The sequence below is a fragment of the Tropicimonas marinistellae genome (assembly GCF_001509585.1).
GTDB lineage: Bacteria > Pseudomonadota > Alphaproteobacteria > Rhodobacterales > Rhodobacteraceae > Tropicimonas > Tropicimonas marinistellae.
The window spans coordinates 159,525-181,189 of the sequence record NZ_LNCI01000004.1 but is presented as its reverse complement, the minus strand read 5'-3'; the positions used below and the strand labels follow the sequence as shown (position 1 = coordinate 181,189).

General features: G+C 62.7%; 21 protein-coding genes and 1 tRNA gene. 15 read left to right on the top strand and 7 right to left on the bottom strand.

Translation table 11 applies throughout. The features are described from left to right. Positions 1–7: 7 nt before the first annotated feature. From ARC39_RS09715 to ARC39_RS09705, 3 genes are all read right to left on the bottom strand, one after another. The gene (locus tag ARC39_RS09715; protein WP_068113697.1) at positions 8–1,522 is read right to left on the bottom strand and encodes a YifB family Mg chelatase-like AAA ATPase; all 1,515 of its coding nucleotides are present in this window, start codon (positions 1,520–1,522) and stop codon (positions 8–10) included. A 47-nt stretch (positions 1,523–1,569) separates the two neighbouring features. After that, complete coding sequence (locus tag ARC39_RS09710; protein WP_068113689.1) at positions 1,570–2,442, bottom strand: glutathione S-transferase; 873 nt, start codon at positions 2,440–2,442, stop codon at positions 1,570–1,572. Between the two features lie 86 nt (positions 2,443–2,528). Further along, positions 2,529–3,101 carry a histidine phosphatase family protein gene (locus tag ARC39_RS09705; protein WP_068113686.1) on the bottom strand — a complete coding sequence of 191 codons (573 nt, stop codon included), beginning with the start codon at positions 3,099–3,101 and terminating at the stop codon, positions 2,529–2,531. Positions 3,102–3,254: 153 nt separating this feature from the next. Here ARC39_RS09705 and ARC39_RS09700 point away from each other — a divergent pair, with 153 nt between their 5' ends. From ARC39_RS09700 to ARC39_RS09660, 9 genes are all read left to right on the top strand, one after another. Continuing rightward, positions 3,255–4,133: an RNA polymerase factor sigma-32 gene (locus ARC39_RS09700; protein WP_068113684.1), complete on the top strand. Its 879-nt coding sequence runs from the start codon at positions 3,255–3,257 to the stop codon at positions 4,131–4,133. Then, positions 4,130–4,948, top strand: a complete 819-nt coding sequence (locus ARC39_RS09695) for a ChaN family lipoprotein (RefSeq protein WP_068113680.1) — start codon at positions 4,130–4,132, stop codon at positions 4,946–4,948. Before ARC39_RS09700 ends, ARC39_RS09695 begins: the two co-directional genes overlap by 4 nt. Before the next feature lie 81 nt (positions 4,949–5,029). After that, positions 5,030–6,220 carry a bifunctional phosphopantothenoylcysteine decarboxylase/phosphopantothenate--cysteine ligase CoaBC gene (coaBC, locus tag ARC39_RS09690; protein ID WP_068113677.1) on the top strand — a complete coding sequence of 397 codons (1,191 nt, stop codon included), beginning with the start codon at positions 5,030–5,032 and terminating at the stop codon, positions 6,218–6,220. After that, entirely contained in the window at positions 6,217–6,684 is a 468-nt protein-coding gene (gene dut, locus ARC39_RS09685) for a dUTP diphosphatase (protein ID WP_068113674.1), read from the top strand. The genes coaBC and dut overlap by 4 nt, the downstream gene beginning before the upstream one ends. Beyond that, complete coding sequence (locus tag ARC39_RS09680; protein WP_068113671.1) at positions 6,684–7,742, top strand: HesA/MoeB/ThiF family protein; 1,059 nt, start codon at positions 6,684–6,686, stop codon at positions 7,740–7,742. Before dut ends, ARC39_RS09680 begins: the two co-directional genes overlap by 1 nt. A gap of 55 nt (positions 7,743–7,797) precedes the next feature. Next, the gene (locus tag ARC39_RS09675) at positions 7,798–8,592 is read left to right on the top strand and encodes a transporter substrate-binding domain-containing protein (protein ID WP_068113668.1); all 795 of its coding nucleotides are present in this window, start codon (positions 7,798–7,800) and stop codon (positions 8,590–8,592) included. Between the two features lie 41 nt (positions 8,593–8,633). Further along, positions 8,634–9,431 carry an amino acid ABC transporter permease gene (locus tag ARC39_RS09670; RefSeq protein ID WP_068113665.1) on the top strand — a complete coding sequence of 266 codons (798 nt, stop codon included), beginning with the start codon at positions 8,634–8,636 and terminating at the stop codon, positions 9,429–9,431. 97 nt (positions 9,432–9,528) lie between these two features. Continuing rightward, positions 9,529–9,960, top strand: coding sequence for a DUF4399 domain-containing protein (locus tag ARC39_RS09665; RefSeq protein ID WP_068113662.1), 432 nt, complete (start codon positions 9,529–9,531; stop codon positions 9,958–9,960). Positions 9,961–10,021: 61 nt separating this feature from the next. Next, positions 10,022–12,049 (top strand): M3 family metallopeptidase, encoded by a 2,028-nt coding sequence (locus ARC39_RS09660; protein ID WP_068113659.1) that lies wholly within the window; start codon positions 10,022–10,024, stop codon positions 12,047–12,049. On the opposite strand, the gene ARC39_RS09655 is transcribed toward ARC39_RS09660, so the two are convergent. Both ARC39_RS09655 and metF read right to left on the bottom strand, forming a co-directional pair. Continuing rightward, positions 12,018–12,935: a cation diffusion facilitator family transporter gene (locus ARC39_RS09655; protein WP_068113656.1), complete on the bottom strand. Its 918-nt coding sequence runs from the start codon at positions 12,933–12,935 to the stop codon at positions 12,018–12,020. The two genes, ARC39_RS09660 and ARC39_RS09655, sit on opposite strands and share 32 nt — an antisense overlap. A gap of 104 nt (positions 12,936–13,039) precedes the next feature. Then, positions 13,040–13,906, bottom strand: coding sequence for a methylenetetrahydrofolate reductase [NAD(P)H] (gene metF / locus ARC39_RS09650; protein ID WP_068114434.1), 867 nt, complete (start codon positions 13,904–13,906; stop codon positions 13,040–13,042). Positions 13,907–13,999: 93 nt separating this feature from the next. Between metF and ARC39_RS09645 the strand changes: the two genes are divergently transcribed. The 3 genes from ARC39_RS09645 (at position 14,000) to ARC39_RS09635 (ending at position 16,796) form a co-directional block, all read left to right on the top strand. Then, positions 14,000–14,908, top strand: a complete 909-nt coding sequence (locus tag ARC39_RS09645) for a LysR family transcriptional regulator (protein WP_068113653.1) — start codon at positions 14,000–14,002, stop codon at positions 14,906–14,908. Positions 14,909–15,136: 228 nt separating this feature from the next. After that, positions 15,137–15,889, top strand: a complete 753-nt coding sequence (locus ARC39_RS09640) for a class I SAM-dependent methyltransferase (protein ID WP_068113651.1) — start codon at positions 15,137–15,139, stop codon at positions 15,887–15,889. 118 nt (positions 15,890–16,007) lie between these two features. Next, positions 16,008–16,796 carry an inositol monophosphatase family protein gene (locus tag ARC39_RS09635; protein ID WP_068113650.1) on the top strand — a complete coding sequence of 263 codons (789 nt, stop codon included), beginning with the start codon at positions 16,008–16,010 and terminating at the stop codon, positions 16,794–16,796. Positions 16,797–17,080: 284 nt separating this feature from the next. Here the strand turns inward: ARC39_RS09635 and ARC39_RS09625 are convergent, their stop codons facing one another. Then, a complete protein-coding gene (locus tag ARC39_RS09625; RefSeq protein ID WP_068113648.1) occupies positions 17,081–17,812 on the bottom strand; it encodes a rhomboid family intramembrane serine protease in 732 nt (243 codons plus the stop codon). Positions 17,813–17,911: 99 nt separating this feature from the next. Between ARC39_RS09625 and ARC39_RS09620 the strand changes: the two genes are divergently transcribed. The 3 genes from ARC39_RS09620 to ARC39_RS09610 all read left to right on the top strand — a co-directional run bounded on the left by ARC39_RS09620 (position 17,912) and on the right by ARC39_RS09610 (position 20,512). Further along, the gene (locus ARC39_RS09620) at positions 17,912–18,466 is read left to right on the top strand and encodes a tetratricopeptide repeat protein (RefSeq protein WP_078059184.1); all 555 of its coding nucleotides are present in this window, start codon (positions 17,912–17,914) and stop codon (positions 18,464–18,466) included. 54 nt (positions 18,467–18,520) lie between these two features. After that, a tRNA-Leu gene (locus ARC39_RS09615) sits at positions 18,521–18,606 on the top strand. A gap of 235 nt (positions 18,607–18,841) precedes the next feature. Then, positions 18,842–20,512, top strand: coding sequence for an ABC transporter ATP-binding protein/permease (locus tag ARC39_RS09610; RefSeq protein ID WP_068113647.1), 1,671 nt, complete (start codon positions 18,842–18,844; stop codon positions 20,510–20,512). Here the strand turns inward: ARC39_RS09610 and ychF are convergent. Beyond that, entirely contained in the window at positions 20,502–21,599 is a 1,098-nt protein-coding gene (ychF, locus tag ARC39_RS09605; protein ID WP_068113639.1) for a redox-regulated ATPase YchF, read from the bottom strand. The two genes, ARC39_RS09610 and ychF, sit on opposite strands and share 11 nt — an antisense overlap. Positions 21,600–21,665: the final 66 nt, after the last annotated feature.

Here is a 21,665-nt window from a genome sequence, read left to right as displayed (position 1 = left end):
GCGTCGGTTAATGCAGTTGCCCGACCGATAGCCGGAAGGACACGGCTTCGGCTATGTGCGGCCGGCGCACGTCCTGACTTCCCTCCAGGTCTGCAATCGTGCGCGCGACCCTGAGCACGCGATGGTAGCCGCGGGCAGAGAGACCGAGCCGTTCCGCGACCTGCAGCAGAAGAGCACGCCCTTCGGTGTCGGGCGCTGCGATTTCCTCGAGTTTGCTCCCTTCCGCGTCTGCGTTGACGCGTAGTCCTTCGGCGTTTTCGAACCGGGAACTCTGCAACTTTCGCGCGGCCGCCACGCGTTCGGCGATCTGGGCGGACGCCTCGCCGGGCTCCGGAAGGTCGAGGTCGCTGAATGCGACGGGTGGCACGTCCACGCGCAAGTCAATGCGATCCATCAGCGGGCCGGATATGCGCCCGAGGTAGTCCTCGCCGCACCCAGGGGCGCGCGCGCAGGCACGTGCGGGATCGGCAAGGTGGCCGCAACGGCATGGGTTTGCAGCGGCAACGAGCAGGAAGCGGCACGGATACCGGACATGGGCGTTTGCGCGCGCAACGACGACCTCGCCGGTCTCGATCGGCTGGCGCAGGGTCTCCAGCACCGTGCGTGGGAATTCCGGCAGTTCGTCCAGAAACAGAACACCGTTGTGCGCCAAGGAGATTTCTCCCGGTTTTGCACCACGGCCCCCGCCAACGATGGCGGCCATTGAGGCGGTGTGGTGCGGCTCCCGAAACGGGCGCTCGCGGGAGATGCCGCCCTCGTCCAGTAGTCCGGACAGCGAGTGAATCATCGAGGTCTCAAGTGCTTCGGCGGGCGACAACGGCGGCAGAATGCCGGGCATCCGCGCCGCGAGCATTGATTTTCCGGCACCCGGAGCGCCCACCATCAGCACATGGTGCCGGCCTGCCGCGGCAATTTCCAACGCGCGCTTTGCCCGCTCCTGCCCCTTCACCTCCCGAAAGTCGCGTTGCCGCGACGCTGGCAGCACCTCGCCAGGGCGCGCCGGTTCGAGCGGGGACTGGCCGGTAAAGTGGCGCACCGCGCAAGCCAGCGTTTCCGGAGCAATAACCCTTGTGGCACCGACCCAGGCCGCCTCCGGACCGCAACCGCGCGGACAGAGAAGGCAACGATCCGTTTCGGCCGCAGCCATCGCGGCGGGGAGCGCGCCGATCACGGGAACGAGCGAGCCGTCGAGCGATAGCTCGCCAAGCGATAGCGTCTGCTCAACTTCCTCGGCGGGCAGGATATCCAGTGCCGCAAGTAGCGCCATCGCAATCGGCAGATCGAAGTGCGAGCCTTCCTTTGGCAGGTCGGCGGGTGAGAGGTTTACCGTTATTCGCTTCGACGGCAGCGCAATCGCCATCGCGTTGAGGGCGGCGCGCACCCGTTCGCGGGCTTCGCTTACAGCCTTGTCAGGCAGGCCAACGATCGAGAACGCAGGAAGCCCGGCGGATACCGCACATTGGACTTCGACCGCCCGCGCCTCGACGCCGTCGAAGGCCACTGTATGGGCGCGTGCCACCATGCTCCGCCTCGCTCGTCCGATTTGGTTAACGATGCACCGGCGTCGGTTTAGATTTGGTTAATGGTCTGCAGTTGCGGCCAGGCATCGGCGTCGGCAACGACCTTGTCTCGACAGGTCGGATTGCAAAATCCGATGGTCTGCCCGTCGACCTCGGCGAAATGCGTGACGGGCTTGCCGGAGAACGGGCAAACCGCATTGACCGAGGGCCCGTTTGATACAGCACGCGCCGGTCTCGTGGCGGGGCCGGGCCATTCGGTGCGAGGGTAGTCGCGTGAATACCACGGCAACACAACGCCGCGGGCAACAGCGAGGGCGCGCCAGCGTCGAAAGGCCAGATCGTTCAGGTGTGCGTCCACATAGGTGCTGGACGCCTCGGAAATCGCCAACCCGTAGCCGGCAATCCGCGCTGCCACGGGAGCGAAAAACGCGTCCGCGATTGAATAGCTGCCGCATAGCCAGGGACCTTCTGCACCGAATTTGGCGCGTGCGTGTGCCCAGAGGTCCTCGATCCTATCAATATCGGCACGCAGTCCATCGCTGGCCGGTGTGTCGCGGTATGCGACGCAGAGGTTCATCGGACAATCGTTGCGAAGTGCGGAGAAACTGCAATGCATCTCGGCAGCCAAGCTGCGAGCGACGGCACGGGCCGCAGAGTTTGACGGCCAGAAGCCGGCCTCGGGATGACGGCTTGCGAGTTCCTCGGCAAGTGCAAGGGAATCCCACACGATGGTTCCGTCAGGAAGGCGCAGCGCAGGGACGGTTCGCGCGGGCGGGTGTGCGGCCATCTGCGCCGCCACCGAATTGTCGAGAAAATCGACCCATGTCGTGCGCACCTGCAGGTCGAAGCGATTGAAGAGCAGCCAGGCGCGCAGCGACCAACTGGAATAGGCGGGCTCGCCGCTAAAAAGCTCGTATGTCATGCGGCGAGGCTAGAGCGCCCGTGGGAGCGGTACCAATGAATGTTTGCGGTCAGCCTCTTCACTGTCGCTGATGGGTCGTTGGTTCGTCACGGTTGGAAATTAACCAGATCCGTCGACCATTGCTTTCCGTCCCAATGCAGCCGGGTCACCGACAGTGGGTCGATCGTTTGCTCCAGAACCTCACTTGCCGTGCATTTCAGTGCCCGCTGAAGTTGACTCAGGATGGTACCAAAATGCGCAACCGCAATGATGTCTCCGGCCTCGCCGGTCAGCCAGTCCACCACGCGGTTTACCCGGTCGGCCATGTCGTTCCAGCTTTCACCGCCCGGAGGTCGCACGTCGCCAGGGGATTCCCAATAGAGGCGAGACAGCTGCGGGTCTTCCTGCTGAATGTCGTCGAAGTTGCGCGCCTCCCAGGCGCCGAAGTGGATCTCGCGCAGCCCAGATTCATGCGGGAGCCGTGCGCGGCTGCGTTGAAGCGCGTCGGCCGTGGAGACGGCGCGAACAAGATCGGACGAGACCAAGGGTGCATCCATCGGCAGAAACCCGATCAGACGCTCGATCCGCGTTGTCTCTGAAAGATCAGCTGGCACGTCCGTCCAGCCATTCATGTCGCGCCTTCCGGTCGGACCGTGGCGCACCCACCACCAGGTTACCATGCGTGTCGTTCCATTTGCTGATGCAATCGCGGTGCCATCGACGGCGGTTTTGTGACTTGTGCCGGCATCGTTTGTGATCCGGAATCTCGTGCCCTGCGTAACAGAACCAAACCGCAATGAGAACGCCGCTCAGGACCGAATGGAGGGCACCCCATGGCTCGAGAGGAATCGCTGGATATGAACTTGTCCCGTCGCGTGATGGCGGCGGAACTGCTGGATGCGGAGACAGAGCTCGATCTGGCACGCGCTTGGCGCGATCATCGCGACGAGAAAGCAATGCATCGCCTCGTGACAGCATACATGCGTTTGGCGATTTCCATGGCGTCGAAATTCCGCCGATATGGCGCTCCCATGAACGATTTGATCCAGGAAGCGGCGCTTGGTTTGATGAAGGCGGCCGACAAGTTCGATCCCGACCGCGGCGTTCGGTTCTCGACATATGCCGTGTGGTGGATCAAGGCGTCGATCCAGGATCATGTCATGCGCAACTGGTCGTTGGTGCGGACCGGATCGACATCAAGCCAGAAATCGCTCTTCTTCAACCTTCGCCGGGTTCAGGCAAGGCTGGAGCGGGAGGCGGAAGTCGCGGGGATGCCGCTTGACGGTCACCAGTTGCGTGAGCGGATCGCGAGTGAGATCGGCGTGCCGATTGCGGACGTGGAGATGATGCAGGGGCGCTTGTCCGGCAGCGACTTTTCGCTGAACGCGACGCAGTCAACCGACGAAGATGGCCGGGAATGGATAGATACCCTGACCGACGATGCTCTTGACGCCGAACAGACGGTGCAGCTCGACCATGATGCTGCAGCGCTGCGCGGATGGCTGGCGGACGCTCTGGATCGGCTTCCAGCCCGCGAGCGCTTCATCGTGCGCGAACGGAAGCTGCGCGAGACACCGCGGACTTTGGAAGCCCTGGGAGATGAACTCGGACTGTCAAAGGAACGGGTCCGCCAGCTCGAAGCCGCAGCCTTCGCGAAGATGCGCAAATCTCTGGAGGGACAGTCGCCGGAGGTGTATCAGCTTCTGGCATGAGACCCTTGCTGATACCTTTTTCGCTGGTTCTGTTCGCCTCTCAAGTGCCAGCTGCCGAGATCGAGTCTGTCGATGCGTTTGACCCCGGCGCGGCCGACGTCATTCTGCTGGGCGAAGTCCACGACAATCCCGCTCATCATCGAAACCAGGCCAGGGCCGTGGTGGACCTCGCCCCGTCGGCATTGGTTTTCGAGATGCTGTCGGAGGACAAGGCTCGAATAGTGAACGGTATGGAGCGTGATGACGCTAGGGCCATGGCAGAAGCGCTTGACTGGAAGCACAGCGGCTGGCCCGATTTTTCGATGTACCACGAGATCATCGCAGCGGTTCCGGACACGCCCGTGTACGGAGCGGCCGTGCCGCGCTCGGATCTCTCAGAGGCAATCGGGCAGGGCGCCGCGGCCACATTCGGCGATGGCGCTGAGACGTTCGGTCTCGTCCCCTTGCCCGAGGCCGAACAAGCAGAGCGTGAAGCGTTGCAGATGGAAGCCCATTGCAATGCGCTTCCCGAGGAAATGCTGCCCGGAATGGTCGAGGCGCAGCGCCTTCGCGACGCCCGTTTCAGCGAGACGACCCTGGCGGCCCTTCGCGAAACCGGCGGACCTGTGGTGGTGATTACCGGCAACGGCCATGCGCGTCGCGATTGGGGAATGCCACATTATCTGGCGGCTGCGGCGCCAGATGTTCAAGTCGTCACGCTCGGGCAATTCGAAGCCCCGTTCGCCGAGGCGCCCGATCTCGTGCCTCATGATACATGGATCGTGACCGAACCGGCCGAGCGCGAGGATCCCTGCGCCGTTTTCGAGAAGGGGTGACCTCTGGCGCGCGGCTTGCATGCGCGGCGCACGCTGCCTAAACCCGAATGCAGGCAAGCTCGGAAAGCGGGGCACGACACCATGCAGCGGCGCATCCTTCTGATTATCGGCGGCGGCATTGCGGCCTATAAGTCGCTCGATCTCATTCGGCGGCTACAGGATGCGGGATGTTCCGTCACACCCGTGCTGACACGGGCCGCGGAGCAATTCGTGACACCGCTCAGTGCCTCGGCGCTGGCCGCCGCAAAGGTTTATCGTGACCTCTTCGATCTGACCGATGAGGCGGAGATGGGGCATATCGAGTTGAGCCGTTCCGCGGATCTCGTCGTGGTCGCGCCTGCCACTGCCGATCTCATGGCGAAGATGGCCCAGGGGCACGCCAACGACCTGGCCTCGACCCTGCTGCTGGCGACGGATACGCCGGTTCTGATCGCACCGGCGATGAACGTTCGCATGTGGGAGCACCCTGCAACGCGGCGGAATCTGGCGGTCCTGCAAGGCGACGGAATCCGTACCGTGGGGCCAGACGAGGGGCCGATGGCCTGCGGAGAATTCGGTTTCGGGCGCATGGCTGAGGTGCCGCAGATTGTGGCCGCTGTAGAAGCTGCGCTCGCCGATGGGCCGCTGGCGGGAAAGCATGTCGTTGTAACTTCCGGTCCGACGCATGAGCCCATCGACCCGGTTCGCTACATCGCGAACCGGTCCTCCGGAGCGCAAGGAACGGCGATTGCAGCTGCATTGGTCGAACTTGGCGCAAGGGTTACGTTCGTCAGCGGGCCTGCGACCGTCCCACCTCCAGAGGGCGTGGATGTGGTGGCGGTCGAAACGGCCCGTCAAATGCGCGAGGCTGTACTCGCGGCACTCCCGGCCGATGCCGGTGTCTTTGCGGCGGCTGTGGCCGATTGGCGAGTGCAGAATGCTGCGGGCCAAAAGATGAAGAAAGACGGCTCCGGGCGCCCGCCCGCGCTGGAGTTCACTGAAAACCCAGACATCCTATCCGAGGTTTCAACCTTGGACCGAAACCGGCCACAGCTCGTTGTTGGCTTCGCTGCCGAGACGAACGATGTGACTGCGCATGCCAAGGCCAAGCGGGCTCGAAAGGGATGCGATTGGATCGTTGCGAACGATGTGTCCGAAGGGACGGGCATCATGGGCGGGGCTGAGAACGAGGTGACCCTCATCACCGAGTCGGAAGTCGAGACCTGGCCGCGAATGGGCAAGGATGCTGTCGCCCGGCAATTGGCTCAGCGCATAGCGGAGGCACTGACGTGAGCGTCGTCGTAAAGGTGCTTCGCGAGGATTGGGCAGATCCGGAGGTTGCGCTCCCGAGTTACGAGACCAGTGGGGCGGCCGGCGCCGACATACGCGCGAATCTTCCGGAAACGCAGCGGGCGGAGGGCCTTACGCTTGCCCCTTTGGAACGGCAAATCGTGCCCAGCGGTCTACGGATCGAGATTCCGGCGGGCTACGAGGTGCAGATCCGGCCGCGTTCCGGCCTCGCCTACCGGCACGGTATTAGTCTGCCCAATACGCCCGGGACTATCGACAGCGATTATCGCGGGCCGCTCGGCATTCTGTTGGTCAACCTCGGGACGGAGGCCTACACGATCCAGCACGGCGACCGCGTTGCGCAGATGATCGTGGCGCCGGTGATCCAGGCGCGCTTTGATGCGGTGTCCGGCCTTGGACACAGCCAGAGGGGTGACGGCGGTTTCGGCTCCACAGGGCGCGGCTGATGTTGCTGGTTTTTCTAGTCGCCGGCGTCATCTGGGGGCTTGGCGCTCTTCTGCAAACGCCGCGCCGCCACCGTTGGATTATGTTGGCCGGTCTCTATCTGGTTGTGCTCCTCGAGCATTTTGTTTTGCCGGACGGTCATCCGATCCGTGATGCGACAGGAGAATCGCCGGCACTCTGGCTCCTGATCGGAGGCTTTGCGCTCCTTGCGGCGATTTATTCCAGGGGTATCCGCTGGCTGAAGACGCGAGCACAGCCGACGGCCGCGTCGCCCGTGCCAGAACCCGCCCGGGCCGGTAGCTTCGCCGAGGGTGAACTCGAGCGCTACGCTCGGCATATCGTATTGCGCGAGATCGGCGGGCCGGGGCAGAAGCGGCTGCGTCAGTCAAGTGTGCTTGTGATCGGTGCGGGCGGGCTGGGATCGCCCGCCTTGCTCTACCTGGCGGCTTCCGGCGTGGGCACAATCGGTGTGATCGACGGCGACACCGTGGACGACTCGAACCTCCAGCGGCAGATCTCTCATCGGGAAGAGGACATCGGCACGCCCAAGGTTTTCTCCGCGGCGCGTGCGATGACGGCTCGCAATCCCTTCATCGCGGTGAAACCCTATCATCGTCGCTTGACGGAAGACATCGCAGAGGAACTCTTCTCCGAGTACGATCTCGTTCTCGACGGTACGGACAATTTCGACACCCGCTACCTTTGTAACCGTGCGGCCGCTGCGGTCGGCGTTCCGCTGGTGTCCGGTGCGCTCAGCCAGTGGGAAGGGCAGATCAGCGTCTTCGATCCTGCCACCGGCGCACCGTGCTACGAGTGCGTTTTCCCGAAGGCGCCGGCGCCGGGGCTCGCGCCGTCCTGCGCAGAGGCCGGTGTGTTGAGCCCGTTGCCGGGCGTCGTCGGGGCAATGATGGCCGTGGAGGCCGTGAAACTGATCGCGCAAGCCGGAGACCCACTGCGCGGGCGGATGCTGATCTATGACGCGCTCTATGGCGAGACACGCCAGATCACGCTCAAGCCGCGCCCGTCCTGCCCGGTCTGCAAAGGGGGCGGTCGCGTCTGACTGGACAGCCTGACCGCCCGCGGCATACTTGCCCGGAAACAACAGGGAGGCTTCCATGCCGATCAACAACACCGTCGCCGCCCTTGCGGCCACCGTCCTGCTCACCGCCACGCCGCTATTCGCTGACGTGCCTGATCTTGGCGGCCGTGAGGTAACGGTCGTGACAGAGAACACCTATCCACCGCTGCAATTCGTCGAGGCCGCGACCGGCAATGCCATCGGTTGGGAATACGATGCTGTTGCCGAGATCGCCGCGCGCCTCAACATCTCCGTCACCTACGAAAACGCTTCCTGGGATGCGATGATCCCGGCAATTTCCGAAAGCCAGTACGATATGGCGATGAATGGTATAACGATCCGGGAAGACCGGGCCGAGCAGGTAGACTTCTCGGAGCCGTACCTGCGCTCGGAAATGCTGATCATGGTGCGCGGCGAGGAAGATCGTTTTGCGACGCATGAGGAATTCGCCGCCGATCCCGACCTGCTGATCGGTGCGCAACCAGGCACCACGCCCTTTTATGTTGGCATCTACGACGTGCTCGACGGTGACGAGCAGAATTCGCGGATGAAGCTCTTCGAAACCTTCGGCGCGGCGATCCAGGCGCTCCGCGTGGGCGATATCGACATGGCGCTGAGCGACAGCACGGCCGCAAACGGATTCGTCGCCGCCTCGGACGGCGCGCTGAAGATCATCGGCGAACCGCTCGGTGCGGAAGACTTCGGGTTCATCTTCCCCAAGGGTTCAGACCTTGTGGAACCCTTCAACGCAGCGATCGGGGCGATGCGCGAGGACGGCACGCTGGATGCGTTGAACAAGAAGTGGTTCCTCGACTACAAGATGGGCGGCTGAACGCGGTGACGGTATCGCGGGCCTGACCGCGAAAGGCTGCGATGCTCCCCACGCCGAAGAATGAAGAAACGGAAATCCCCTGGTGGCTGCTCGTTGCCGGGGGGCTGGCGGTGTTCTTCCTGGTTCGCATTGCCGCGGACGACCTCTATTCGCAACTCCTCGCTACGCTGTCGCGCGGCATCGGCATTACGCTTTTCGTTACCATCGTCGCGTTTGGATCGGCCTGCGGATTGGGATTGCTGCTGGCACTCGGCTCCCTCTCGCGGCACCCCGTGCTGCGACACGCGGCGCGGTTCTATATCGAGATCGTGCGCGGCCTGCCGATCCTGGTGCTGCTGCTGTACGTTGCCTTCGTCATCGCGCCGGCCGGGGTTGTTGCTGTCAACTGGGTGCTGGAGCAGATCGGTGCCGAGGCGATCCGCACCCGGGACTTCCCGCTTCTCTGGCGCGCGATCCTCGCGCTCTCAATCGGGTATTCAGCCTTCATCGCGGAGGTGTTCCGGGCAGGCCTTCAGGCGGTGGACGAGGGCCAGGTCGAAGCGGCCAAGGCCCTTGGGCTCAATGGCTGGCAGCGCTTCCGTTTCATCGTGTTTCCACAAGCCTTCCGGATGATTCTTCCTCCCCTCGGCAACGATTTCATCGCCATGATCAAGGACAGTTCGCTCGTGTCGGTGCTTGGCGTCATGGATATTACTCAGCTTGGCAAGGTCACGGCGGCGGGCAATTTCCGCTACTTCGAGACATACAACGTGGTGGCCTTTCTTTACCTCCTGATGACCGTCACCCTGTCGCTCCTGTTGCGGCGGCTTGAGCAGCGGCTGGCGCGTCGGCCGGGTTAGGCTATTCGTTGCCCGCAGCCGGCTCTCATTCGGGGTGGCTTCTCGGAATCACTGCCAGTTGGTAGGATTGGGGATGTGCGAACAGGGGAGGATTTCCATGCGTGCTTTGATACTTTCCGCATTTCTGGCCGCGACGCCGGCCAGCGCCCAGGAAACGCCGTCGCCCGAAGGGGCCCGGGTCTATTTCGCCAATATCGAAAACGGCGCGAACGTTGCCTCGCCGGTGACCGTGCAGTTCGGTCTCGAGGGGATGGAGGTTGCGCCGGCAGGGACCGATGCGCCCGATAGCGGGCACCACCACCTTCTGGTGGATCGTGCCCCGTTTGGCCAAGGCGAGATGGGGGCCGAGGAACTGACGGTTGGACTGCCGGCGGACGACAACCACATCCACTTCGGCAAGGGCCAGACCGAAGTGACCCTGGAACTGGCGTCCGGTGTCCATACGCTTCAGCTGGTGCTTGGCGACATGAACCACGTGCCCCATTCTCCGCCGGTTGTCTCGGACGTGATCATGATCACCGTCGAGTAGCACTGGCAACGGAAGGCGGGGCACCATAGATTCTGCGCGACCCTTGAAACGGAGCCCCGCCTTGACCAACCCGCTTCTGGCCGACCGCGCCCAGCCCTTCCAGCTTCCCGAATTCGCGGCAATCTCGGACGATGATTTCGCGCCGGCGTTCGACACGGCCCTCGCCGCCGCGAAAGCGGAGATCGACGCCATTGCGAATTGCCCGGAGGCTCCCACATTCGGCAACACAATCGAGGCTCTGGAACTTGCAGGAAAGGAACTGCACGATGTGCTGTCGGTTTTCTACATGCTCGCAAGCGTCGATTCGAATCCTGTACGGGAGACGCTCCAGCGCGATTTCTCGCCGCGTTTGGCGGAGTACTCGTCGGATGTGTCGCTGAACGAGGCGCTTTTCGCGCGCGTCGAGACACTGTGGCAAGCGCGCGACTCGCTGGAACTGACCGAGGAACAACAGCGCGTTTTGTTCCTGAACCATCGGAGTTTTCTGCGTGCGGGCGCGGCGCTCGACCCGGAGGGGCGCGCGCGTCTGAGGGAGATCAATACCCGCCTCGCCGAACTTGGAACCGCCTTCGGGCAAAACCTGCTGGCCGATGAACGGGATTGGTACATGGAACTCGACGAGGCCGGGTTAGACGGGCTTCCCGGTTTCGTGGTGGACGCGGCGCGCGCCGCCGGCGAGGAAAAGGGAGCGGACCGGCCTGTGGTTACACTCTCAAGGTCGCTCATCGTGCCGTTCCTGCAATTCTCGCCCCGCCGCGACTTGCGGGAAAAGGCATTCGAAGCCTGGGCCGCCCGTGGCGCCAATGGCGGGAAAACCGACAACCGGGCACTTGCCGCCGAAATGCTGCGCCTGCGCGCGGAGCAGTCGGCGTTGTTGGGCTACGAGAGCTTTGCCGATTTCAAGTTGGAAACAGAAATGGCGCGCACGCCGGAACGCGTGCGCGAACTCCTCATGGGTGTATGGGCGCCGGCGAAGGCGCGGGCGGATGCCGACGCCGCATGGCTGGAGCGGGCCTTGGTTGCCGATGGCGGGGATATGCCGCTGCAGCCCTGGGACTGGCGCTATTACTCCGAGAAGCGGCGCAAAGAGGAGCATGATCTCGACGAGGCGGAGCTGAAGCCCTACATCCAACTCGATCGCATGATTGAGGCGGTGTTCTCCTGTGCAAATCGTCTGTTCGGGCTGGACTTCGCACCACTCGACGTGGCGCTCCATCACCCGGACGCGCGCGCCTGGGAAGTGACTCGCGACGGCAAGCATTTGGCGGTTTTCATCGGTGACTACTTCGCACGATCTGGCAAACGGTCGGGTGCGTGGTGTTCGGCCTTGCGCAGTCAGCAGAAGCTCGCAGGCGATATTCGCCCGCATGTGATTAACGTCTGCAACTTCGCCAAACCCGCCGACGGTGCTCCCGCACTGCTATCTTATGACGATGCGCGTACGCTGTTTCACGAGTTCGGACACGCACTGCACCAGATGCTGAGTGACGTTACCTACGAATACATCTCTGGTACCTCCGTGCCGCGCGATTTCGTGGAGTTGCCGAGCCAGCTATACGAGCACTGGTTGGAGGTCCCCGACGTTTTGGCAGAGTTCGCCACACATGCCGAGACCGGCGCGCCTATGCCTGCCGAGATGCTGGAACGCGTTCTGGCCGCGGCGACCTTCGACATGGGTTTCCAGACCGTGGAGTACATTGCCTCCGCCATTGTCGACCTGGAGTTCCACGACGGTGCGCCGCCTGCCGATCCAATGCAGAAACAGGCCGAGGTCTTGGAAAGCATCGGGATGCCGGCGGCGATCCGAATGCGTCATGCGACGCCGCATTTCGCGCATGTTTTCTCGGGCGGTTACTACGCGTCGGCCTACTACAGCTACATGTGGTCCGAAGTGATGGATGCCGACGCCTTCGCTGCCTTCGAAGAGGCGGGCGACCCCTTCGATCCGGATACGGCACGGGCGCTGGAGACGCATGTGCTCTCTGCCGGCAGTTCCCGGGAACCCGATGTGCTCTACACCGCCTTTCGCGGGCGGCTTCCCGGCGTTGAGGCCTTGCTTAAAGGTCGCGGACTTGCCCCTGCGGCGTGAGTTCCGCCGGGTCCCTCACGGGGTCGTGGTGAATGATGACATCGGCTTGCGGAAAGGCTTCCAGGATCGCATGCCGCAACCCCGCGCCAATGTCGTGTGCCGCGGTCAGGGGGAGGCGTCCGTCGATCTCTACATGGATATTGACGAAAAGCCGCTGCCCGGAGGACCGCGTGCGAAGGTCGTGAAAACCGTTGATCCCGGGCCAGTCCCGCGCCATAGCCGCGATTTCGGCAACCGTATCTGGGTCCGCCTCGCGGTCCATCAGCGCATGCCACGCGCTGCGGCCGATACCGAAAGCGCCCGCCACCAAGATGCCGGCGGTGGCTATGGCAACGGCGCTATCCACGCTGGTCAGACCGAAGCTGGCCGAGGCCCAGAGTGAGCAGATCGCGCCGATGTTGGGGATCAGATCGCCGATATACTGAAGCGACGCGCCTTCTATCACCCGGTTCTTCGTGCGCGCCGCGACATAGCGCTGCCATGCAATCAGGGCGCCGGTAAGTATGATCGAGACGATCATGACGGCGATCCCCGCACCCTCATCGGCGAGCGCCGGTGGTTCCGGTGTGAGGAGGCGGCGCGCACCGGCTACACCGATGACGACGGCCGCGCCGAGCAGAAACAATGCCTGCCCTAGTGCTGCGAGATCTTCCGCCGAGCTGTGGCCGAAACCGTGATCTTCGTCCGGTGGCCGGGAAGCGTAGACAATCGCGGCGAGGCCCGCGAACGACATCATGAGGTCGATGGCACTGTCTGCGAGGGAGGCCGCGATCGTGAGCGCGCCAGTGTGCCCGAGCGCCCAGAGCTTGATGCCGACGAGCACCGCCGCAACGCAGGCGGACGCGATGGCAGCAGATATGTTGAGACGCGTATTCCGGTCAGTCATGGCAGGGCCGGCCTGGGAGAATTGGGCTTCCCCATAGACCGGGATACCACGCGATACAACGTCAGTGTGCGGTGCGGCGAATGCTCCGGCCGACGGCCCGTGGGCTACGCTACGTCCTCGAGATGCACTTCCGGTGTGACCCCGAGCGCGCGGCAAATGTCCTGCGTCAGATGCGGTTTGTTCATGGTGTAGAAATGCAGGTGCTCAACCCCGCCGTCGATCAAGTCGGAACAAAGCTCGGTCGCAACCGCGATGGCGAGGAGTTCCTCCCGCCCATCACGGCATGCCGTTTCAAAGGCATGATCGAGCCAGGCCGGAACCGTTGCACCGCAGCGCAATGCGAAACGCTTGGCGTTTGCCCAGTGCTCGATTGGCAGGATGCCCGGCAGGATCGGTGCGTCGATACCGGCCTTGGCACAGGCATCGCGGAAGCGGAAGAACGTGTCCGCTTCGAAGAAAAACTGGGTAATCGCCGCGTCGGCGCCGGCATCGATTTTGCGCTTGAGCCATTCCACGTCGGCCGTGTCGGTGGCCGCCTCGGGATGCCGGTCCGGATAGGCTCCCACGCGAATAGTGAAATCGCCGGTGTCCTTCAGCGCCGATATCAGCTCGCAGGTGTCCCGAAACCCATCCGGATGCGGCGCAAACCGATCGACCCCCTTGGGCGGATCGCCCCTGAGCGCCACGATGTCTTGCACGCCAGCCTCGGCGTAGTCGCGCGCAATGGCGAGCGTCTCCGCGCGGGTTGCGTCCACGCAGGTCAGATGTGCCGCGACGCGAAGATCGCTCGTGTGGTGAATTGCCGAAACTGCCTCATGCGTCAGACGGCGCGTGGTGCCTCCGGCACCGTAGGTGACGGAGACGAACTCAGGATTGAGCGGGGCCAGCGCCTGCACCGTTTCATGCAGTCGGAAAGACGCTTCCACCGAGCGCGGCGGGAAGAATTCGAACGAGACGTGCGGGGCGGTCATGGCGGGTTCGGGTCCTTTGTTGTCGGTTTTGGGGATTGCATATCCGGCCCGATGAAGCAATTTCATAATTCTCACGAAGTTTATGAATGGCCCATGCATATCGAACTCCGCCACCTGCGCACGATCAAGACAATCCACGAAGCGGGAGGGTTGGCGCGCGCCGCCGAGATTCTCAATATCACGCAATCGGCACTGAGCCACCAGGTGAAGGGCTTGGAAGAGCAGGCTGGCATGGAGCTCTTCGTCCGCCGCTCCAAACCACTGAAACTCTCTGCAGCCGGGTTGCGCATGTTGCGGGCCGCCGAGCGTATCTTGCCGGAAGTGGTGGCGCTTGAAGAAGAGTTCCGTGGACTTCGCGCCGGCAAGTCGGGCCGTTTGCACATTGCCATTGAATGCCACGCTTGTTTTGAGTGGCTGTTTCCCGTTCTGGAGGAATTCCGCAAGGCTTGGCCTGATGTGGATGTGGATATCCGTCCCGGCCTCGCCTTCGATGCTCTTCCTGCGCTCAGAAAAGAGGAGGTGGATGCCGTTATCTCGTCCGATCCGGAGGAGATCGATGGGGTGAGTTTCAATCCGCTGTTCGATTACTCGCCGGTGTTCGTCGCCTCCTCGCGTCATCCCCTGGCGGCGAAAGATTTCATCGATGCGGAGGATTTCCGGAATGAACTGCTGATCACCTATCCTGTGGAACGCAGCAAGCTGGACGTTTTCAGTCAACTCCTGATGCCGCAGAAAGTGGAGCCAAGGGCGGTTCGGCAGGTGGAACTCACCGCCGTGATCCTTCTGCTGGTGGCCTCCAATCGGGGTGTCGCGGTGCTTCCGGACTGGGTTGTACGCGAGGTGCGTTACAACTCGGATTATGTCACGCGGCCGCTGACAGAATCCGGCATGACACGCCGCCTCTTTGCCGCGACGCGCACCGACGAGATCGAAAAGCCCTTCATGGCGCACTTTCTCCGACTTGCGCGGACCATTCCGATCAAGCTCCAACGCTCCGAGTGACTGGCTCGGCAGCGGGTCGGCGTTCACGTCTCAGGGTGAGCTGACCGGCCCTTTCCGAGGAATCCGATGGTCGGAACGCTGCCAATCTGTCTCAACCTTCCTCGCCCGCGGGAAAAAACGTAGTATGCCTAGGGGTGTATGGGGATGATGCGCACCGAAAAAGGGGAAGAGACCTAGGCAGGACCGAGTTTCCTGCCAGCCTTGCCAGCGGACCGGGGGGGAATCGCGATGGACAAAAGGGCCGCTCGCGAGCGCGAGTTTTACAATGAGGGGCTCAATCGCGCCGCCTATGATCGATCACTCAACCCTGCAAAGGTCTGGTTTCTAGAGGACCGGCGGAATATGGCGCGCAATGTCTTTGTATCGCGCCCAAACGCGAGAGTGCTGGAGATCGGCTCGGCCACGTGGTTCGGTTGGATCGAGACCAACGGCGTTCATATTCACGATCTGACCTGCATCAATATATCCGAAACCGAGCTGGAAAGCGGCAAGCACCGTGCCGAGGGTGCGAGAAATCAACCAGATTTCCTGCTCATGGACGCGCAGGATCTCGCTTTTCCCGACGGGTCGTTCGACATCGTCTTCGGTGCGGCTATCCTCCACCACTTGGACTTCGAACGCAGCGTTCGGGAGATCCGACGTGTGCTCAAGCCGAATGGCATCATGTTCTTCGTCGAACCGTTGGCAATCAATCCGGTCGGGAAGGTCGTGAGGTTCCTGACGCCCCGGGCTCGAACCCCTGACGAGCGGCCGCTTGGAATTCGGGAGTTCCGTATCTTGAACCGGCACTTTGACTGCCACTACACCTACGAGGGTTTGATGTCGGTCCCGGCCGGTGTTCTCTCTGCCGTGGTAGGTGCGGATCCGAAGAACGCCCTTACAAGATCCGCCTATGTGTTAGACAAGGCGCTGAGACGTATTCCTGGTTTGGGTTATCTCTTCCGGCATGTCTTCATCGTCGGGACGCCAAAGCCGGGTTAGCGGCGCAATCGTCAATTCTGGGCGTCCATCCGTGGCGGCCGTTGGGTGCTGCGATGAGTACTTGGAATTGCGTCTCCGGCATCGTATAGCCCCGCTCTGTTGCAAAGGAGCCAGGTCGATGCAGGGCAGTGCCAATCTCAATGTCATGATCAAGGCCGCGCGCAAGGCGGGACGGTCGCTGGTCAAGGACTTTCGGGAGGTCGAGAACCTCCAGGTCGGCTCCAAGGCGCCGGGCGATTTCGTGACCAAGGCCGATATGGCTGCCGAGAAGATCGTCCACGAAGAGCTGACCGCCGCCCGTCCGCACTACGGCTGGGTCGGCGAGGAGACCGGAGAAGTCGAGGGAAGCGATCCGACGCGCCGCTGGATCGTCGATCCGCTCGACGGAACAACCAATTTCCTCCACGGGCTGCCGCACTGGGCTGTGTCGATTGCGCTGGAACACAAAGGCGAGATTGTGGCCGGAGTGGTTTTCGACGCTGCCAAGGATGAAATGTTCGTCGCCGAGAAAGGCGCGGGCGCGTGGATGAACGATACGCGGATTCGCGTGTCGGGCCGCCGGCAGCTGATTGACTCGGTTTTTTCGACCGGAATCCCCTTCGGCGCCCGGCGGACCCTGCCCGCGATGATGCAGGATCTGGCGAAACTGATGCCGCAATGTGCCGGAGTACGCCGCTGGGGCTCTGCTTCGCTGGATCTCGCATATGTTGCGGCCGGTCGGTACGACGGCTATTGGGAGCGCGAAGTAAACGCCTACGACATCGCCGCGGGTATCATTCTGGTTCGCGAAGCGGGCGGGTTCGTGGAATCGCTGCGCGAAAGCGGCGATATTTTCGCCGACCGATCGTTGATTGCGGGCAACGGGGAAGTGTTTACCAAGTTTGCCGAGACGCTTCGCCGCCGCTAAGGGGCCCGAATCGGGCCACATTTGACCCGTACGTTTGGTCACATGATGTTACGCGACCAAATCCACTGCTGCCTGGACCGATTCCGTCGGGATGAAGCGGGCGCCGTCACCACCGATTGGGTGCTGCTGACGTCGCTTGTCATCGGCATCAGCGTCGCTGCGACGAGTGTTGTATGGAGCAATATGGGTAAGCTCCCGGACGACATTGCGTCCACGGCGTCTGCATATGAGATCACGACCAGCTTCGACTGAGGCTTGTCGTCAACAGATCGCCGACCCCTTGCTTACCGTCGTTTGCGCGGCACGGTCGGAATCCGAGTCGATTTATAGCTCCGCACCGGGTGCGGTGGGTGACCATGTGTCCGATCCCAGTAAGCCGGCCCACCGAGGCGTAGCCAGACAGGAAGGGCAAAGATTGCGCCTGCAACGAAGCCGCCCGCGTGCGCCCAATAGGCAACCCCGCCCGTGTTCGGATCTGACGCGGCCCCGCCAACGAGTTGCATCCCAAACCAGATAACGAGCATCGTCCAGGCCGGGACCGTAAAAATCCGGATGAGAATGATGATGATCAGCAGGATATCGATACGGGCGCGGGGAAACAGCAGCAGGTAGCCGCCCATGACCCCGGCAATTGCACCGGACGCGCCGACAGTGGGCACCATCGACCCCGGCGAGAGCGTGACATGCACGAAGCCTGCGGCGACGCCGCTGGCAAGGTAAAAGAGCAAAAACCCCAAATGGCCCATCTCGTCTTCCAGGTTGTCACCGAAGATCCATAGAAACAGCATGTTTCCAAGTATGTGGAAGATGCCGCCATGGAGGAACATCGAGGTCAGGTAGCTGTGCAGGCTAGGAAACGCCGGGACCAGCGCATATTCCGAGTAGAACCGCAAGAGCGCCCGCTCGTCGCCAAACAGGTGCCAAGTGGACAGGAAAACGAGCACATTTATCGCGATCAAGCCAATCGTGACATAAGGAGGACGTCCCGAGGGATTGTGATCGCGGATGGGGAACATGGGCCGAAGCTAACCGCAGGGAGCGGACCGTCAAGAGATGCTGACCGAGGTGACGGAGGCGTGATTTGACCCAGAGGAGGCTTGCGCCAGACTTGGCGCATGGTTCGCTTGCTCGCAATTCTTGTGTCTCTGCCGATCGTCGCCCATGCCGGGACCTGCCCGCCCTATGCCGGGGACGAGACCCGGCGGCAGGATCTGATGCGCGCGGTGAAGGAGGCCGACGACGCAGGTACTGCACGGCATCTGACCAACCAGCTGTGGGAAATCTGGGCGGATGCGCCGGACGCCCACGCACAGGACCTCCTCGACGAGGGGATTGACCGTCGCGTGGCGTTCGACCTCGACAACGCGCTCGCGGCTTTCGATGCCTTGATTGACTATTGCCCGGAGTATGCGGAGGGCTACAATCAGCGCGCCTTCGTCCTGTTTATACGGCAAGATTTCACCACGGCGCTGGACGCGCTGGACCGTGCGCTTGACCTGAGCCCTGAGCATCTCGGCGCACTGACGGGGAGAGCGATGGCCTACATGGCCCTGGGTCGCGATGCAGAGGCGCTGCTCGATCTCGAAAAGGCACTGGCGCTGAACCCGTGGTTGAAGGAACGCGACCTGCTACCGGTGCTGCGCGGTCGATTGGGCGCAGAGGACATCTGACGCAGCCAAGCCGCTTGCCGGTTCCGCCGCTTGCGCATATGCACAGGTTTCCGTGCGGGCGTGGCGGAATGGTAGACGCATGGGACTTAAACTCCCTGGGCCGTATGGCCGTGCCGGTTCAAGTCCGGCCGCCCGCACCAACCACGCTCGGAAGAAACGGATTTCGCCAATTGCCTGCGATAGCCGGCTGTCCCATCCTGACGCGAGAGGGGGCGGGCAGGTCGCCGCCCCGAAACGGGAGGGACGTCCAGTCGCGCGTGGCTTGTTATGTCGAACCTGTCCGAACCTCAGGGAGATAGGGGCCGGTTATGGGCTCAATTCCTGACGATCTGGCGCGCCTTTCGCTTGTCCGAGGGAAGCGGACGGATCCTGTGGATGATTGCCGGTATGTTTGCGGCAATCGTCGCGAATGCCATGGGGCAGGTCCGCCTGAACCGGTGGCAGGGAGATTTCTACGACGCGTTGGAAGGCAGGGCGTTGGCGGAGTTCCTGCATCAGGCCTGGGTCTTCCTTGTGATCGTCGCCGTACTGCTGACGCTTGTCGTCGTTCAGACGTGGTTGACCGAGATGCTGAAACTCCGCTTGCGGGAGTGGCTGACGGCAGATCTGCTCGATCGGTGGCTGGTGCCGTCACGTGCCTACCTGCTCCGTTTCGCTGGCGAGGTGGGCGTCAACCCGGATCAGCGGTTGCACGAGGACGCCCGGAAGATGACCGAGTTGACTGCGCATCTCGGGATCGGTCTTCTACAATCCGGCCTGCTGCTTGCAAGTTTCATCGGTGTTCTCTGGACCCTCTCGGCCGGCGTTAAGTTTGAACTCGGCGGTACGCAGTTCGCCATCCCGGGCTACATGGTTTGGTGCGCGCTGGCCTATTCGCTCGCGGGCTCGCTCCTGGCCTGGCGGGTCGGTCGGCCGCTCGTCGGTATCAATGCCCGGCTTTACGCGTCTGAGGCGGAGTTGCGCTTTGGAATGGTGCGGGTGTCTGAAGCAGCCGAAGGGATCGCGCTCTACCGCGGCGAGGCGGACGAGCGTGCGCAGCTTGGCCGGCGTTTGCGTGATGTAATTGACGTAATGATCAACCGCGCCTGGGGTCTCGCACAACTCACCTGGATCACCTCTGGGTATGGTTGGTTGGCGTTGGTGTTTCCGGTTCTGGTCGCCGCGCCCGGTTACTTCTCCGGTGCAATCAGCTTCGGCGGATTGATGATGGTGGTCGGCGCATTCTTCCAGGTCAATCAGTCACTTCGGTGGTTCGTGGACAACGTCTCGACAATCGCCGACTGGCGCGCAACGCTGATCCGAGTGTCGGCGCTGCGCGACACGCTGGAAAACACCGATACGCTTCGGCCGAGCCCGGATGCAACGTCCCGCATCCGCATGGTTTCCAATCCGGAACCTTCACTGGACCTGATCGATTTGTCGGTGTCTCTGAGCGACGGGTTGGCGCGGTTCGATCGCGCCGAGGTCGTGCTTCGGAAAGGCGATCGCCTGCTGGTTCTGGGGGCTCCGGAAGTGGGCAAGAGCACCGTCTACCGCGCTATCGCAGGCCTGTGGCCCTGGGGCGACGGAGAGATCCGGTATCCGGAGCCGGAGGAGATGCTGTTTCTCCCGAACAAGCCCTATCTTCCACCGGGAACGCTGGAGGAGACCGTCGCATACCCGCTCGAACCGAAGCCCGGAGAGGCACAGGCGGTCGCCTCCGTGCTCGATGCCGTGGGGCTAACCCATCTGAAGTCGCGGCTTGGCCAAGAGGCACGCTGGGATCGCGAATTGAACCTGAGCGAACAGCAGCGCCTCGGGTTTGCGCGTGCCCTGGTGCGTAAACCCGGCTGGTTGCTGATGGATGACGCGGCCTCTGCGCTTGGGCACGCGGCGCGGACGGCCCTCATCCGGCGGCTACTATACGCGCAGCCGGATCTCGCGCTCATGGTCTTCGGGCGGGAGGATGACGCAGCCGATCCCGCGTTGTTTACCGACCAGTGTCGGATCCTTCGTTCGGTCCGCGCCGGTGCAGAAACCGGGGCGCAAACGGGGGTCAGGCGTTGAACAGGAAGTGCAGGACGTCGCCGTCCTTCACCTCGTATGTCTTCCCCTCGACCCGCATTTTGCCCGCCTCCTTGGCACCCTGCTCGCCGCCCAAGGCCACATAGTCGTCATAGGCAATGGTTTCTGCGCGGATGAAGCCGCGTTCGAAGTCGCCGTGGATCACACCGGCCGCCTTCGGTGCCAGGTCGCCCTTGTGAATCGTCCAGGCGCGGGCCTCCTTGGGCCCCACGGTGAAGTAGGTTTGCAGCCCCAGAAGGTCGTGGCCGACGCGTATCAGCCGGTCGAGGCCCGCTTCTTCAAGCCCGAGTTCCGAGAGGAACATCTCCGCTTCCTCCGGATCGAGCTGGCTGATCTCCTCTTCGATCTTGGCGGAGATGACCACCATCGCGGCGCCTTGCTCGGCCGCCATTTTTTCAACGGCTTCGGTATGTGCGTTGCCGGTTGCGGCCTCGTCCTCGGCAACGTTGCAAACGTAGAGGATCGATTTTGTGGTCAGGAGTTGCAGCATCGCCCAGGCCTTCGCGTCCTCCGCGTCCACCTCGACAACGCGGGCAGGCTTCCCATCTTCAAGTGCGGCCAGTGCGGCTTTCAGCAGCCGTTCCTGTTGCAGGGCCTCCTTGTCGCCGCCCTTCACCTTGCGCACGAGGCCCTGCAGGCGCTTCTCGATGCTCTCCATGTCGGCCAGCATCAACTCGGTCTCGATGGTTTTGGCATCTTCGACAGGGTCCACGCGGCCGTCCACGTGGGTCACGTCCCCGTCCTCGAAACAGCGCAGCACATGGGCGATGGCATCGCATTCACGGATGTTGGCGAGGAACTGGTTGCCGAGTCCTTCCCCCTTGGAGGCGCCCTTCACGAGGCCCGCGATATCGACGAAGGTCATACGGGTGGGGATGATCTGCTTGGAACTGGCAATCGCCGCCAATTTTTCGAGCCGCGGATCGGGAACGGCAACCTCGCCCACATTCGGCTCGATTGTGCAGAACGGGAAGTTCGCGGCCTGGGCCGCGGCGGTTCTGGTCAGCGCGTTGAACAGGGTGGATTTGCCAACATTCGGCAGGCCCACGATGCCGGTCTTGAAGCCCATGACGGTGCCTTTCGGAAAAACTCGCCGCCTTCTAGTGGTCTGCCGCCGCTCCCGCAAGACAACTCG

What these genes read in the sequence shown, in the direction of transcription:
- ARC39_RS09715 (WP_068113697.1), bottom strand. Translation starts at nt 1,522, where the DNA reads ATGGTGGCACGCGCCCATACAGTGGCCTTCGACGGCGTCGAGGCGCGG.
- ARC39_RS09710 (WP_068113689.1), bottom strand. Translation starts at nt 2,442, where the DNA reads ATGACATACGAGCTTTTTAGCGGCGAGCCCGCCTATTCCAGTTGGTCG.
- ARC39_RS09705 (WP_068113686.1), bottom strand. Translation starts at nt 3,101, where the DNA reads ATGGTAACCTGGTGGTGGGTGCGCCACGGTCCGACCGGAAGGCGCGAC.
- ARC39_RS09700 (WP_068113684.1), top strand. Translation starts at nt 3,255, where the DNA reads ATGGCTCGAGAGGAATCGCTGGATATGAACTTGTCCCGTCGCGTGATG.
- ARC39_RS09695 (WP_068113680.1), top strand. Translation starts at nt 4,130, where the DNA reads ATGAGACCCTTGCTGATACCTTTTTCGCTGGTTCTGTTCGCCTCTCAA.
- coaBC (WP_068113677.1), top strand. Translation starts at nt 5,030, where the DNA reads ATGCAGCGGCGCATCCTTCTGATTATCGGCGGCGGCATTGCGGCCTAT.
- ARC39_RS09680 (WP_068113671.1), top strand. Translation starts at nt 6,684, where the DNA reads ATGTTGCTGGTTTTTCTAGTCGCCGGCGTCATCTGGGGGCTTGGCGCT.
- ARC39_RS09675 (WP_068113668.1), top strand. Translation starts at nt 7,798, where the DNA reads ATGCCGATCAACAACACCGTCGCCGCCCTTGCGGCCACCGTCCTGCTC.
- ARC39_RS09670 (WP_068113665.1), top strand. Translation starts at nt 8,634, where the DNA reads ATGCTCCCCACGCCGAAGAATGAAGAAACGGAAATCCCCTGGTGGCTG.
- ARC39_RS09665 (WP_068113662.1), top strand. Translation starts at nt 9,529, where the DNA reads ATGCGTGCTTTGATACTTTCCGCATTTCTGGCCGCGACGCCGGCCAGC.
- ARC39_RS09655 (WP_068113656.1), bottom strand. Translation starts at nt 12,935, where the DNA reads ATGACTGACCGGAATACGCGTCTCAACATATCTGCTGCCATCGCGTCC.
- metF (WP_068114434.1), bottom strand. Translation starts at nt 13,906, where the DNA reads ATGACCGCCCCGCACGTCTCGTTCGAATTCTTCCCGCCGCGCTCGGTG.
- ARC39_RS09645 (WP_068113653.1), top strand. Translation starts at nt 14,000, where the DNA reads ATGCATATCGAACTCCGCCACCTGCGCACGATCAAGACAATCCACGAA.
- ARC39_RS09640 (WP_068113651.1), top strand. Translation starts at nt 15,137, where the DNA reads ATGGACAAAAGGGCCGCTCGCGAGCGCGAGTTTTACAATGAGGGGCTC.
- ARC39_RS09635 (WP_068113650.1), top strand. Translation starts at nt 16,008, where the DNA reads ATGCAGGGCAGTGCCAATCTCAATGTCATGATCAAGGCCGCGCGCAAG.
- ARC39_RS09625 (WP_068113648.1), bottom strand. Translation starts at nt 17,812, where the DNA reads ATGTTCCCCATCCGCGATCACAATCCCTCGGGACGTCCTCCTTATGTC.
- ARC39_RS09620 (WP_078059184.1), top strand. Translation starts at nt 17,912, where the DNA reads ATGGTTCGCTTGCTCGCAATTCTTGTGTCTCTGCCGATCGTCGCCCAT.
- ARC39_RS09610 (WP_068113647.1), top strand. Translation starts at nt 18,842, where the DNA reads ATGATTGCCGGTATGTTTGCGGCAATCGTCGCGAATGCCATGGGGCAG.
- ychF (WP_068113639.1), bottom strand. Translation starts at nt 21,599, where the DNA reads ATGGGCTTCAAGACCGGCATCGTGGGCCTGCCGAATGTTGGCAAATCC.